The organism is Starkeya sp. ORNL1, assembly GCF_012971745.1.
In the GTDB taxonomy this organism is placed as follows: Bacteria; Pseudomonadota; Alphaproteobacteria; order Rhizobiales; family Xanthobacteraceae; genus Ancylobacter.
On record NZ_CP048834.1, the window covers coordinates 4,522,198 to 4,535,718 of the forward strand.

Annotated in this window: 10 protein-coding genes; 6 read left to right on the forward strand and 4 right to left on the reverse strand. The window is 65.6% G+C overall.

The genetic code is table 11. The features are described 5' to 3' along the window. Positions 1 to 47: 47 nt before the first annotated feature. The 3 genes from acnA to G3545_RS21505 all read left to right on the forward strand — a co-directional run bounded on the left by acnA (position 48) and on the right by G3545_RS21505 (position 4,580). On the forward strand, positions 48 to 2,729 hold the full coding sequence (gene acnA / locus G3545_RS21495) for an aconitate hydratase AcnA (protein ID WP_281411683.1): 2,682 nt from the start codon (positions 48 to 50) through the stop codon (positions 2,727 to 2,729). 145 nt (positions 2,730 to 2,874) lie between these two features. After that, a complete protein-coding gene (locus G3545_RS21500) occupies positions 2,875 to 3,684 on the forward strand; it encodes a DUF1223 domain-containing protein (protein ID WP_170015507.1) in 810 nt (269 codons plus the stop codon). Positions 3,685 to 4,280: 596 nt separating this feature from the next. Next, positions 4,281 to 4,580 (forward strand): DUF2794 domain-containing protein, encoded by a 300-nt coding sequence (locus G3545_RS21505; RefSeq protein ID WP_206151468.1) that lies wholly within the window; start codon positions 4,281 to 4,283, stop codon positions 4,578 to 4,580. A gap of 45 nt (positions 4,581 to 4,625) precedes the next feature. Here the strand turns inward: G3545_RS21505 and G3545_RS21510 are convergent, their stop codons facing one another. Beyond that, positions 4,626 to 5,189, reverse strand: a complete 564-nt coding sequence (locus tag G3545_RS21510; protein ID WP_170015509.1) for a GNAT family N-acetyltransferase — start codon at positions 5,187 to 5,189, stop codon at positions 4,626 to 4,628. A 59-nt stretch (positions 5,190 to 5,248) separates the two neighbouring features. Beyond that, positions 5,249 to 6,319 (reverse strand): LysR family transcriptional regulator, encoded by a 1,071-nt coding sequence (locus tag G3545_RS21515; RefSeq protein ID WP_348644591.1) that lies wholly within the window; start codon positions 6,317 to 6,319, stop codon positions 5,249 to 5,251. On the opposite strand from G3545_RS21515, the gene G3545_RS21520 reads away from it, so the two are divergent. The 3 genes from G3545_RS21520 to G3545_RS21530 all read left to right on the forward strand — a co-directional run bounded on the left by G3545_RS21520 (position 6,318) and on the right by G3545_RS21530 (position 11,543). Further along, a complete protein-coding gene (locus G3545_RS21520; RefSeq protein WP_170015511.1) occupies positions 6,318 to 7,064 on the forward strand; it encodes an SDR family oxidoreductase in 747 nt (248 codons plus the stop codon). The two genes, G3545_RS21515 and G3545_RS21520, sit on opposite strands and share 2 nt — an antisense overlap. A 156-nt stretch (positions 7,065 to 7,220) precedes the next feature. Beyond that, complete coding sequence (locus G3545_RS21525) at positions 7,221 to 8,354, forward strand: efflux RND transporter periplasmic adaptor subunit (RefSeq protein WP_170015513.1); 1,134 nt, start codon at positions 7,221 to 7,223, stop codon at positions 8,352 to 8,354. Between the two features lie 9 nt (positions 8,355 to 8,363). After that, positions 8,364 to 11,543 (forward strand): multidrug efflux RND transporter permease subunit, encoded by a 3,180-nt coding sequence (locus G3545_RS21530; RefSeq protein ID WP_170015515.1) that lies wholly within the window; start codon positions 8,364 to 8,366, stop codon positions 11,541 to 11,543. 175 nt (positions 11,544 to 11,718) lie between these two features. Here the strand turns inward: G3545_RS21530 and G3545_RS21535 are convergent, their stop codons facing one another. Then, positions 11,719 to 12,750, reverse strand: a complete 1,032-nt coding sequence (locus G3545_RS21535; RefSeq protein WP_170015517.1) for an NAD(P)-dependent alcohol dehydrogenase — start codon at positions 12,748 to 12,750, stop codon at positions 11,719 to 11,721. Positions 12,751 to 12,794: 44 nt separating this feature from the next. Then, positions 12,795 to 13,520, reverse strand: coding sequence for an SDR family oxidoreductase (locus tag G3545_RS21540; protein ID WP_170015519.1), 726 nt, complete (start codon positions 13,518 to 13,520; stop codon positions 12,795 to 12,797). Between the last annotated feature and the right edge of the window lies 1 nt (position 13,521).

Here is a 13,521-nt window from a genome sequence, read left to right on the forward strand (position 1 = left end):
CCGGCGGTATGCCGATGGCGCCATTCCTAATTCGGGGACGTGTTTCCGTGGCACTCGACAGCTTTCATTGCCGTAAGACCCTCACCGTCGGTTCCAAGAGCTACACTTATTTCAGCCTCCCCGATGCCGAGAGGAATGGCCTCGAGGGAGCCTCCGCGCTGCCCTTTTCGATGAAGGTGCTGCTGGAGAACCTGCTGCGCTTCGAGGATGGCCGCTCGGTCACCAAGGACGACATCATCTCCATCAACGAATGGCTGGTGAATCGCGGCAAGGCGGAACGCGAGATCGCCTACCGTCCCGCGCGCGTGCTGATGCAGGACTTCACCGGCGTTCCGGCGGTGGTGGATCTCGCCGCCATGCGTGACGCCATGGTGCATCTCGGCGGCGATCCCAAGCGCATCAATCCGCTGGTGCCGGTCGACCTCGTCATCGACCACTCGGTGATCGTGAACTTCTTCGGCGACAACACCGCGTTCAAGAAGAACGTCGAGGAAGAGTACAAGCAGAACCAGGAACGCTACCGCTTCATGAAGTGGGGCCAGTCGGCCTTCGCCAATTTCCGCGTGGTGCCGCCGGGCACCGGCATCTGCCACCAGGTGAACCTTGAATACCTGTCGCAGGTGGTGTGGACCAAGACCGAGGATGGCGAGACGCTCGCCTATCCCGATACGTGCGTCGGCACCGACAGCCACACCACCATGGTGAACGGCCTGGCCGTGCTCGCCTGGGGCGTCGGCGGCATCGAGGCGGAAGCCGCCATGCTCGGCCAGCCGGTGTCCATGCTCATCCCCGAGGTGATCGGCTTCAGGCTGACCGGCAAGATGAATGAGGGCATCACCGCCACCGATCTCGTGCTCACCGTCACCCAGATGCTGCGCAAGAAGGGCGTGGTCGGCAAGTTCGTCGAATTCTTCGGCCCCGGCCTCGACCACCTCTCGCTCGCCGACCGCGCCACCATCGGCAACATGGCGCCCGAGTATGGCGCGACCTGCGGCTTCTTCCCGACCGACAGCGAGACCATCGCCTATCTCGACGAGACCGGCCGCGAGGCCGACCGCGTCGCCCTGGTGGAGGCCTATTCCAAGGCGCAGGGCATGTGGCGTGATGCCAGCACGGCGGATCCGGTCTTCACCGACATCATCGAGCTCGATATCTCGACGGTGCTGCCCTCGCTCGCCGGCCCGAAGCGCCCGCAGGACCGCGTGCTGCTCTCCGGCACCAAGGCCGGTTTCCTCGCCGCGCTGGAAGGCGAGTTCAAGAAGCCGGGCGAAGCCGGCAAGCGCGTGCCGGTGGAAGGCAAGGATTACACGATCGGCCATGGCGACGTCACCATCGCCGCCATCACCTCCTGCACCAACACCTCGAACCCGAGCGTGCTGATCGCCGCCGGCCTGCTGGCCCGCAACGCGGTGGCGAAGGGCCTCACCTCGAAGCCGTGGGTCAAGACCTCGCTGGCGCCGGGCTCGCAGGTGGTCGAAGGCTATCTCAACGCCTCCGGCCTGCAGAAGGAACTCGACGCCGTCGGCTTCAACCTGGTCGGCTTCGGCTGCACCACCTGCATCGGCAATTCCGGCCCGCTGCCGGAGCCGATCTCCGAGGCCATCAACAAGAACGACCTCGTCGCCGGTGCCGTGATATCGGGCAACCGCAACTTCGAGGGCCGCGTCAATCCGGACGTGAAGGCGAACTATCTCGCCTCGCCGCCGCTGGTGGTCGCCTATGCGCTCGCCGGCTCGCTGCAGATCGACCTCACCACCGAGCCGCTCGGCACCGGTTCCGACGGGCAGCCGGTGTTCCTGAAGGACATCTGGCCGTCGAACCAGGAGATCGCGACCTTCATCCGCGAGAACGTCACCAAGAAGATGTTCCAGGAGAAGTATGCCGACGTCTTCAAGGGCGACGAGAACTGGCAGAAGATCGCGGTGCCGAAGGGCGAGACCTATGCCTGGGACGACCGCTCGACCTATGTGCAGAACCCGCCTTATTTCGACGGCATGGAGATGGATCCGGAGCCGGTCACCGACATCATCAAGGCGCGGGTGATCGGTCTGTTCCTCGATTCCATCACCACCGACCACATCTCGCCCGCCGGTTCGATCAAGGAAGCGAGCCCGGCCGGCGAATATCTGCGCGACCACCAGGTGCGCCCGGCCGACTTCAACCAGTACGGCACGAGGCGCGGCAATCACCAGGTGATGATGCGCGGCACCTTCGCCAATATCCGCGTCAAGAACCAGATGCTGGGCGGCAAGGAAGGCGGCTTCACCCGCCACTGGCCGGATGGCACCGAGATGCCGCTCTACAACGCCGCCATGCTCTACAAGCAGGAAGGCGTGCCGACCGTGGTGTTCGCCGGCAAGGAATACGGCACCGGCTCCTCGCGCGACTGGGCGGCCAAGGGCACCAAGCTGCTCGGCATCCGCGCCGTGATCACCCAGAGCTTCGAGCGCATCCACCGCTCGAACCTGGTCGGCATGGGCATCGTGCCGCTGACCTTCCAGGGCGACGAATCCTGGCAGTCGCTCGGCATCAAGGGTGATGAGGTCGTCACCATCCTCGGCATCGAGGGCGACCTGAAGCCGCGCCAGACGCTCATTGCCGAGATCGTGTTCGGCGACGGCACGGTGAAGGAAGTACCGCTCACCTGCCGCATCGATACGCTCGACGAACTCGATTATTTCCGCAATGGCGGCATCCTACAGTACGTGCTGCGCAACCTCGCGGCGTAGCCGTAACGGACCCGGGCGGGCGCGTTGCGCCCGCTCACTCTTCCGTGCGGAGCGACACCCGAATGTGACTGGTGCCGGCTTCCCGCCCGTCCTATTGCCTTAACCCGGTCTTCGGACGGGTGCGCTGAAGGACGCCTCCAACATTATGATTCATGTATTGCCGCGCCATCTGGCGCCGTGCCACATCGTCGTCATCGGCATCCTTCTGATCGTTGGCTTGCCCGTCGCGGCATTGGCCGAAGACGCCGTCGTCACCCCGGTGGCGGCGGGCATGCAGCCGGCCCCCCACGCGGTGCCGGCGCCGAAGGCAGTGGTGGAACTTTTCACCAGCCAGGGTTGCTCTTCCTGCCCGCCCGCCGACAAGCTGCTGGGCGATCTCGCCAAGCGGCCGGACGTGGTCGCGCTGACGCTGGCGGTCGATTACTGGGACTATCTCGGCTGGAAGGACACGCTGGCCAAGCACGGCCATTCGCTGCGGCAGAAGGCCTATGCCAAGGTGCGCGGCGACGGCAAGATGTTCACGCCGCAAGTGGTCCTCAATGGCAGCGTGATGGCGGTGGGCAATGACGAGGATGCGCTGGACGGCGCGCTAGCCTCGGCCGCCGTGCCGCGCGTGCCGGTGGCGATCGCCACCACAGACGGCAAGCTCGCGGTGAAGGTGGGCACCGGCACCATGGCCGGCGCCGGCCATGGCGAGGTGTGGCTCTGCCCGCTGGCGAGCGACGTGACGGTGAAGATCGGCCGCGGCGAGAATGAAGGCTCGACCATGACCTACCACAATGTGGTGCGGGGTTGGACGCGGCTCGGCGAATGGAATGGCGGCGAGGTCCGCTTCGAGACCGGCCTCGACGAAATCCGCGCCGATTCCATCGATTCCGTCGCGATCCTGGTGCAGTCCGGGACGCAGGCGAGCCCCGGCACCATACTCGGCGCCGCGCTGGCGCCGCTGCCCTGAGCGGCTGGTCCGACGTTCAATTCAAGCAGGGAACCTGGCTTTACGCATGCGGTGCCGCTGAATCTCCGAGCCAAGCACGGGGAACGAGGGCCGGTCAGGATCATGCGCACAAAAATAGGGCCGGCTGGGGAGCCGGCCCGAGATTTCAATCGGGGGATTGAACCTACGCGGAACGATAGGCCGGCCCACTCAACGCCACGGGGGGCTGGGGGGCTGGGAAACCGGAGCGCTTCGCGGACCGGCCCAACGCTATGGTGTGAAAATGGCCTTGCGCGTTGGCGTTGCAAGGGCCGAAATCGGGCGACTTCATGATTTCGGTTGACGAGCGCGTGAGCTTACCGCGCGAATTCGCCGCCCTTTTACCCCGCTACGGCATATCACCCCGAATTGGTCAACAATGCCGCTTGAAGCCGGCCGGCCCGAGGACGATCATGACGGGTGAATGACGGCCCGTACCGGGCGCGACTAGGGAGGGGCCATTGGCCGATATCGAACCCATAGCGTTTCACGCCGGGCGCCGCGAGTGGCCGGCGGAGCGGCCGCCCGAGAGACAGGTTGCGGACAGGCCCGCCACAGACAAGCCGGCCAGCGAGAAGATCCCCTGCGTGACTTTCGACCGCCGCGAACTCGACCGCATCCTTCACCTCTATGGACGCATGGTGGCGCTGGGCGAATGGCGCGACTACGCCATCGACTTCATGAAGGAGCGCGCGGTGTTCTCCATCTTCCGCCGCTCCACCGAGGTGCCGATCTACCGCATCGAGAAGGATCCGCGGCTCGCCCGCAAGCAGGGCGCCTATACGGTTGTTACGCAGACCGGCCTGATCCTGAAGCGCGGTCACGACCTCGCCCGGGTCATCGCGGTACTGGACAAGCCGGTACGGGCGGTGGGTTAGAGCCTGTTCCGCAAAAGTTGGAGAACTTTTGCGATCAGGTCGCATCTAGTCCGCGTCGCCCGGCGCGCGGATTGCCGCCTCGCCGAGCGGGCGCTGCATCAGCACGGTGTCGAGCCAGCGGCCGTGCTTGAAGCCGACCGCCTCCAACGTCCCTACCAGACGAAAGCCAAGGGCGGCGTGCAGGCCGATGGAGGCTGCATTGGCGCTGTCGCCGATCACCGCCACCATCTGGCGGAAGCCGCGACGCTCGGATTCATGCACGATCGCACTGAGCAGCGCCCGGCCGATACCGCGGCCTTGGGTTTCCGGCCGCACATAGACTGAATTCTCCACCGTCCAGCGATAGGCCGGCCGCGTCCGATAGGGGCCGGCATAGGCATAGCCGAGCACGCCTTGGCGCGGATCTTCGGCGACGAGATAGGGAAATCCGCCGGAGATGAGCCGCGCCATGCGGATGGCCATCTCAGCATCGTCCGGCGGCTCGGTCTCGAAAGAGGCGGTGCCGGTGCGCACCGCATCGGCGTACAGCGCGGCGATGGCGGGCATGTCCCCGGGCTCGACGGTGCGGATGACGGGGGCGGTGGGGATCAGGGGCGTGGGCTCGTTCATGACGGTTCTATAAGGGAAGCCCATCGGGCGCCAAAGCGGAGGATCAGATCTCCCGCCGGTCAGTGCGCCGATTTCTTCGAAACGCGCTCGATGAGCCTATCCAGCTGTGAAAGGAACAGCTTCAGGGTCGCGGAGGTATTCATTGTCTTGTAGCCGACCACGAGATCTATCGTCGGTGGGTGGCCACTTAGCGGCCGGCTTATGACAGACCAGGGCAGGAAGTTCTGCGCATAGGCAGGCAGCAGCGCCACGCCGCGGGTGGAGGCAACGAGCGACATGGCCATCGCCAGATTATCGACCTCGTGTTCGGTTGCCATGCCGAGGTCCAGCCGCTCCAGATAGGCGTCGATGACCAGCCGCAAGGCGGGGGCGGTCTTCGATACATTGATGAAGGTCTCTCCCTTCAGCTCATGCGGATCGATGGCGGCCTGCCGCGCCAGGCGATGATCGCTCGGCAATATGACGACGAGCGGCTCGGTCGTGACCACCTTGAATTCCAGTTCGGGGAAGCGCGGCTCCGGCCGCATGAAAGCGAGGTCCAACTCGCCGTCCTTCAGGGCGTCGGCGAGGTCGGGCGAATACCGGCTGGCAATGGTGACCTCCATATTCGGCAGTTCGTCCCGGAGGATGCGCATCGCTTCCGGCAGCCAGTCCATCTCCTGGCCAGTGAGGAAGCCGAGGGCGAAAGTCGGCTTGGCCGGCCTCGCGATCCGCCGCGCCGCTTCCTTGCCGGCATCGACCTGGGCAAGCGCCAGGCGCGCGTGATCGAGGAAGACGCGGCCGGCGGCGGTGAGCTCGACGCCGCGGGCATGGCGGAGCAGAAGCGGGGCGCCGACCTCGTATTCCAGATCCCGTATCTGGCGGCTCAGCGAGGGTTGGGCGGTGTGCAGGCGCCGCTCCGCCGCGGTGGTCAGGCTGCCCTCCTCGGCGACGGCGATGAAGTAGCGAAGGTGTCTGAGTTCCATCCCGGCCATGCCTGCGAGATATGACTGGCAACTTACAAAGTCTTTTTCGGCCGAGCCATGGAAATCTAGGTTACGGGCCAACCGGAAGGCAATTCGTTGGCGGGCTCGGCCTGCAGACTGAGCGCGATCCGGGTGGTTGCCATATACTGGAGGACTGGCTGTCATGGAAAAGCTTCTGGGAAAGACCGCTCTCGTCACCGGCGCCTCTCGCGGCATGGGTCGCGCCAGCGTCCTGGCTCTTGCGGAGGCCGGAGCGCAGGTGCTGGTCCATTATGGCAACAGCGCAACCGAGGCTGAGGCCGTCGTCGCGCAGATCCGCAGCCAAGGCGGGCGTGCCGATGCGTTGATGGCCAATCTCGCCGCGCCGGACGGTCCCCATCAGCTGGCACGGCAGGTTCGCGCCATCGTCGGCGATCGGCTCGACATACTTGTCGCCAATGCCGGCATATCCAGGAACGCAACCATCGAGGAGACCACGGTCGAGGATTTCGACGCGCTGTTCGCCGTCAATGTCCGCGCACCCTTCTTCCTGGTGCAGCAATTGCTGCCGATCATGAGCCACGGCAGCAGCATCATCATGGTGTCGTCGCTGGCCGCTCATGCCGCCGTCGGCACGCTGCCGGCCTATTCGGCGACGAAGGGCGCGGTGGACACGCTGGTCAAGCACTTCGCGTCAGCGCTCGGCGCCCGCGGCATCCGCGTCAACGCCATAGCGCCCGGCGTCATAAATACCGACATGTCGAGCTTCGCCAAGACCGAGGAGGGGCGTGGCTATGTGCTCGGCATGCAGGCCTTGCAGCGCATCGGCGAGGCCGATGATGTCGGACCGGTCGCTGTCTTCCTCGCGTCCGAGGATGCACGCTGGATCACCGGCGACACGCTGCGGGTCGATGGCGGGTCGAAGCTGTAAGCGCATCTGGCCCGGCTAAGCCAAAGGGCTGATGCGACCACCGGCGAATTCTTGACCGTGCACCGGGCACACGCGCTAGGATCGCGCCAGCTGATGACGAGGGCAGGTCGGATGCAAGTCGCACGCACGCATGGATCGGGCCTGAACTCAATCGGCATGCGTCTCGGCGCGGCCCTGTTGCTGATGGCCGGCGCCGCGCCGGTGCTGTCGCCAGCGGTAGCGCAGAACGCGCCGCCGCCGGCCGTGACCGTCGCCAAGCCGTTGATGAAGGATGTCGTCGAGGTCGATGACTTCATCGGCCGCTTCGAGGCGGTGGACCAGATCGACATCCGCGCCCGCGTCTCAGGCTATGTCGACAAGATCCATTTCACCGACGGCGCGATCGTGAAGGCGGGTGATCTGCTGTTCACCATCGACCAGCGTCCCTACCAGACGGCGCTCGACGAGGCCGAAGCGAGCCTGGAATCCGCCAAGGCAAGGCTCGACTTCGCCACTGCCGATTTCGAGCGGGCGAAGAATCTTCGCCCGACCGGCTACATCGCGCTGCAGAATTTCGACGAGCGCGCCCAGACGCTGGCCACCGCCAAGGCCGATGTCAGCCGCGCCATGTCGACGCTGAGCCGCATGCAGCTCGACATACAGTTCACCGAGATCCGCGCTCCGATCTCAGGCCGCATGTCGCGGCGCTATGTATCGATCGGCAATCTGGTGACGGCAAACGACACGATCCTCACCAACATCGTGTCGGTGGACCCGATCTACTTCAATTTCGACGTCGATGAGCGGTCCTATCTCGAATACCAGAAGGTCACCGCCGGCGCGCTCAACGTGTCGCGCGAGGATCGGCTCAATGAGGTGCTGGTCGCAACCTCCGACGAGACCGAGCCGACGCACAAGGGGCGCATCGACTTCACCGATAATCGCCTCGACAATGCCAGCGGAACGCTGCGTGCCCGCGCGGTGCTGGACAACAAGGACCTGTCCTTGAAGCCGGGCCAGTTCGGCCGCATCAGCATCCTCGCTTCGGACAAGTACCAGGGTGTGCTGGTGCCGGAGGAGGCGCTCGGCACCGACCAGGACAGCCGCGTCGTCTTCATCGTCGGACCGGACAATGTCATCAGCCAGCGAAAGGTGCGGGTCGGTCCGCGCCGCGACGGCTACCGCATCATCCGCGAGGGGCTGAAAGGCGACGAACTCATCGTCGTCAACGGGCTGGCGAAGGTGCGGCCCGGCACCAAGATCGAGCCGAAGCTGACCACGCTGCCTGCCGTCGCCGCTGCGCCGAACTGAGGGAAGACCATGCGCTTCTCTCATTTCTTCATCGACCGGCCGATCTTCGCCGCGGTGATCGCGATCGTCATCTCGCTGGTCGGCTTCATTGCCTATCTCGGCCTGCCGGTGGCGCAATATCCGGAGATCGTGCCGCCCACCATCGTGGTGCGGGCCTCCTATCCCGGCGCCAATGCCGAGACCGTCGCGGCCACGGTGGCGACGCCGCTGGAGCAGCAGATCAACGGCGTCGAGAACATGCTCTACATGTCCTCCTACGCCACCAGCGACGGCAACATGTCGCTGACCATCACCTTCAAGCTCGGCACCGACCTCGACCAAGCGCAGGTGCTGGTCCAGAACCGGGTCGCGATCGCCCAGCCACGCCTGCCGGAGGAGGTGAGCCGCCTTGGCGTGACCACGCTCAAATCGTCGCCCGATTTGATGATGGTCATCCATATGTTCTCGCCGGACGACACCTACGACCAGCTCTATGTGTCGAACTATGCGCGCAACAATATCCGCGACGACCTGCTGCGGCTTGAGGGCGTCGGCGATCTCACCATTTTCGGCGAGCGGCAGTACAGCATCCGCGTCTGGCTCGATCCCGACAAGCTGGCGACGCTGGGCCTGACCTCGTCCGACGTGGTCAAGGCGATCCAGGCGCAGAACGTCCAGGTGTCGAGCGGTGCTTTGGGCCAGGAGCCGATCAGCTCGGACGCCGCCTTCCAGATCACGGTGAACACGCAAGGGCGGTTCCAGGACGCGGCACAATTCCGCCGCGTCATCGTCCGCTCCACCGAGGACGGCAAGCTGACGCGCCTCGGCGACGTCGCCCGTGTCGAGCTCGGCGCGCAGGACTACGTCACCAATTCCTATCTGGACGGCAAGCCGGCGGTGGCGATGGTCATCTTCCAGCGACCGAACACCAATGCGCTGGCCACGGCCGCCGAGATCATCGCCAAGATGGAGGAGCTGAAGCAGGCCTTCCCGCAGGGGCTCCAGTACACCATCGTCTATAATCCGACGCGGTTCATCGCGGAGTCGGTGAATGCCGTCTATCACACACTCGGCGAGGCGGTGCTGCTCGTCGTGCTGGTCATTCTGGTGTTCCTGCAGAGCTGGCGCTCGGCGCTGATCCCGATCATCGCCATCCCGGTCTCGCTGATCGGCACCTGCGCGGTGATGGCGGTGTTCGGCTTCTCGCTCAACACGCTGACGCTGTTCGGCATGGTGCTGGCGATCGGCATCGTAGTCGACGACGCCATCGTCGTGGTCGAGAATGTCGAGCGCAATATCAGCCTCGGCATGTCGCCGCGCGATGCGGCGCACGAGACCATGGACCAGGTCGGCACCGCGGTCATCGCCATCGCACTGGTGCTGGGCGCGGTATTCGTGCCGACGGCGTTCATCCCGGGCATTTCCGGGCAGTTCTACCGCCAGTTCGCGCTGACCATCGCGGTCTCGACCTTCATTTCCGCTTTCATCTCGCTGACGCTGTCGCCGGCGCTCGCCGCGATACTGCTCAGGCCGCATAATCACGACAAGGTCGGCAATGCGCTCACCCGTTTCGGCGGACGGCTGGCGGGCGGCTTCAATCGCGGCTTTGATCGCATGGCGCACGGCTATGCGCGCAGCGTCGACGTCGTGGTGCGGCGCAAATTCATCATGCTGCCGATCTATGCCGGCCTGCTGGCGGCGACGGTGTGGGTAGTGGGGGCGGTGCCGCGCGGCTTCATCCCGACGCTCGACCAGGGCTATGCCATCATCGTCGTGCAATTGCCGGACGGTGCCTCGCTCTCGCGCACCGACCGGGTGACGCGGCGGGTCTCGGATATCGCGCGAGCGACGCCCGGTGCTGCCCACGCCGTGGCCTTTGCCGGCTTCTCGGCGGCGACCTTCACCAATGCGACCAATTCCGCGGCGGTGTTCGTGCCGTTCCAGCCGTTCGAGGAGCGGGTGAAGGAAGGGCTGAGCGCCGACAAGATCATCAAGGACCTGTTTGTCCGCATGCAGGCGGTGGAGGAGGCGTTCATCATCGCCATTCCGCCGCCGCCGGTACGCGGCATCGGCAATTCCGGCGGCTTCAAGATGCAGGTCCAGGAGCGGATCGGGCCGGACGTGCGCCGCGTCCTCGCCGCCACGTTCGAGCTGATGGGCAAGGCCCGGCAGAATCCGAAGCTGGCCGGCGTCTTCACCACCTTCTCGGCGAACTCGCCGCAGATCTTCCTGAACATCGACCGGCAGAAGGCCGAAACACTCAACGTGCCGATCAGCAGCATCTTCGACACGCTGCAGCAGAATCTCGGCACCGCCTATGTGAATGATTTCAATGCGTTCGGCCGCGTCTACCAGGTGCGGGCGCAGGCCGACCAGCACTTCCGCCAGGATATCCGCCAGATCGCCAATCTCCGGGTGCGCGCGGCGAACGGCGCGCTGGTGCCACTCGGCACGCTGGTCGATGTCCGCGAAGTCTCGGGGCCGGACCTGATCCAGCGCTACAACATGTACACCTCGGTGCCGCTGCAGGGCGGTGCGGCGCCGGGCGTCTCCTCGGGCGAGGCGCTCGATATCATGACCCAGCTCGCCGGCGAGACGCTGCCGCAGGGCTCGACCTTCGAATGGACCGAACTCGCCTACCAGGAGCGGGCGACCGGCAACACCGCGATCTTCATCTTCGCGCTGTCGGTGCTGTTCGTGTTCCTGGTGCTCGCCGCACAATATGAGAGCTGGTCGCTGCCGCTCGCCATCATCCTGATCGTGCCGATGGCGGTGCTCTCGGCGCTGCTCGGCGTCATGGCCCGAGGGCAGGACAACAACATCCTGACCCAGATCGGCCTGATCGTGCTGGTCGGCCTCGCGGCCAAGAACGCTATCCTGATCGTCGAATTCGCGCGCGAGGCCGAGGCGCGGGAGGGCCGGGATCCGATTTCCGCGGTGGTGGAAGCCTGCCGGCTGCGGCTGCGCCCGATATTGATGACGGCGTTCGCCTTCATCCTCGGCGTCGTGCCGCTACTGATCGCCACCGGGCCGGGCGCCGAGATGCGCCAGGCGCTCGGCACCGCGGTGTTCTTCGGCATGCTCGGCGTCACCGTGTTCGGGCTGTTCCTGACGCCGGTCTTCTATGTCACGATCCGCGCACTGGTCGGCCCCGGCAAGAAGCAGGCGGCCCCGCCGCCGGCGGCGGGAACCGAGCCGACGCCGGTGTGAGGGTCGCGCAGGCGACGGCTAACAATTCCAGCCGTGGGAAACGCCCCTTCCACCCTCATGGCCCGACTTGACCCGGCCACCCAGACTTCGACCGGGTGCATGCGGATGGGCTGGATCCCCGGGGCAAGCCCGGGGATGAGGGCCAACTGGGATTGCGGGTCGGCCGCAACGAGTCCTACATCTTGATCTGCAGCTTCACGTCGGTCGGGTGGGCCTCTTCGGCGCGCTCGAAGGCGGCGATGCTTTCATCGAAGGTGAAGGTGCCGGTGACCAGCGGCTTCAGGTCCACTTTGCCCGAGGCAATCATGGCGAGCGCGCGGTCGAAGACGTTGGCATAGCGGAACACGGTCTCGATGCGGATCTCCTTGGCGGCGTAGGAGGACATGTCGAGCGCCACCGGCTCCACCGGCATGCCGATCACCACCAGCTTGCCGCCCGGCCGGATCACATCCGGCAGGCCCTCATAGGCCCTCGGCGACCCGCTGGCCTCGAACACGACATCCGCGCCCCAGTCATCGGTCTCGGCGAGCACGGCCTCGCGCAGCGATTTCTCCCGCACATTCACCGCGGTGATGCCGGGATAGCGCGCGGCGATGGCAAGCTTTTCCGCCACAAGATCGGAGATGAAAACCCGCGAGCAGCCGCCAAGCAAGGCGGCGAGCGCGACCATGATGCCGATCGGCCCCGCGCCGGTGACGACGCCGATGTCGCCCGGCTTGATCTCCGCCTTCACCGCGGCCTGAACGCCGACCGCGAAGGGCTCGACCATGGCGGCTTCGGCGAATGAGACATTGTCCGGCAGCTTGAAGGTGAAGGCAGCGGGATGCACGACATAGGGCGTGAGGCAGCCATGGACCGGCGGCGTCGCCCAGAACACCACGCTCGGATCGACATTGTAGAGGCCGAGCTTGGAGGCGCGCGACGACAGGTCCGGAATGCCCGGCTCCATGCAGACGCGGTCGCCGACCTTGAGGTTGGTGACCTTGCTGCCGATCTCGGTGACGACGCCGGCGGCCTCATGGCCGAGCACCATCGGCGCATTGACGACGAAGGGGCCGATGCGGCCATGGGTGTAGTAATGCACGTCGCTGCCGCAGACCCCGACGGTGTCGAGCTTGATCTTCACGTCGGTCGGCCCGACGTCGAGCGGCAGGTCGATTTCCCGCATGCTGAGCTGCTTGATGCGCTCGAGAACCAGGGCTTTCATCGTCGTCTCCTTCAGAGGCAAGCGCCGCGCGCGGCGGCGGCCGGCTAATTGATGAGGAAGCCGCCATCGACCGGCATATCGATGCCGTTGACCATCGAGGCGTCGTCCGAGAGCAGAAAGGCGATCACCGCGGCGACCTCGTCAGGCTCGACGAAGCGCTGCATCGGGATGCGGGACAGCATCGGGCCGGACTTGGCGGGATCGCTCCAGGCCTTCACCGCCATCGGCGTCATCGTCACGACGGGGTGCACGCCGTTCACCCGGATGCCCTTGTGTCCCAGCTCGTTCGCCATCACCCGCGTCAGCCCGTCGAGCGCACCTTTCGAGGCGCAATAGGCGGCGTGGTTGGCGAAGCCGATGAAGGAGGCGATGCTCGATACATTGACGATGGCGCCGGGCAGGCCTTTGGCGATCCGGTCGCGGGCATATTCCTGCGACAGGATCAGCGGCGCGCGGCAGTTCACCGCCATATGCAGGTCGAAGGCCTCGACCGAGGTGTCGAGCACCGGCTGCATCTCGACGACGCCGGCGCAGTTCACCAGCAGGTCGACCGGCAAGGTCTCGCGGGCAGCCGCCCGGGTCTGCTCGGCGTCGGCGAGATCGACTTTGAGCGGGCGGCAGCCGAATTCCGCCGTGAGGGTCTCAAGGTCCTCGGCCGAGCGGCTGAGCGCGACGATGTCCGCGCCCTGCCGGCTCAGCAGTTTCACCGCGGCGCGGCCGATACCTTTGCCAGCACCGGTTATCAGGATCCGCTTGCCGTTGAACCGCATG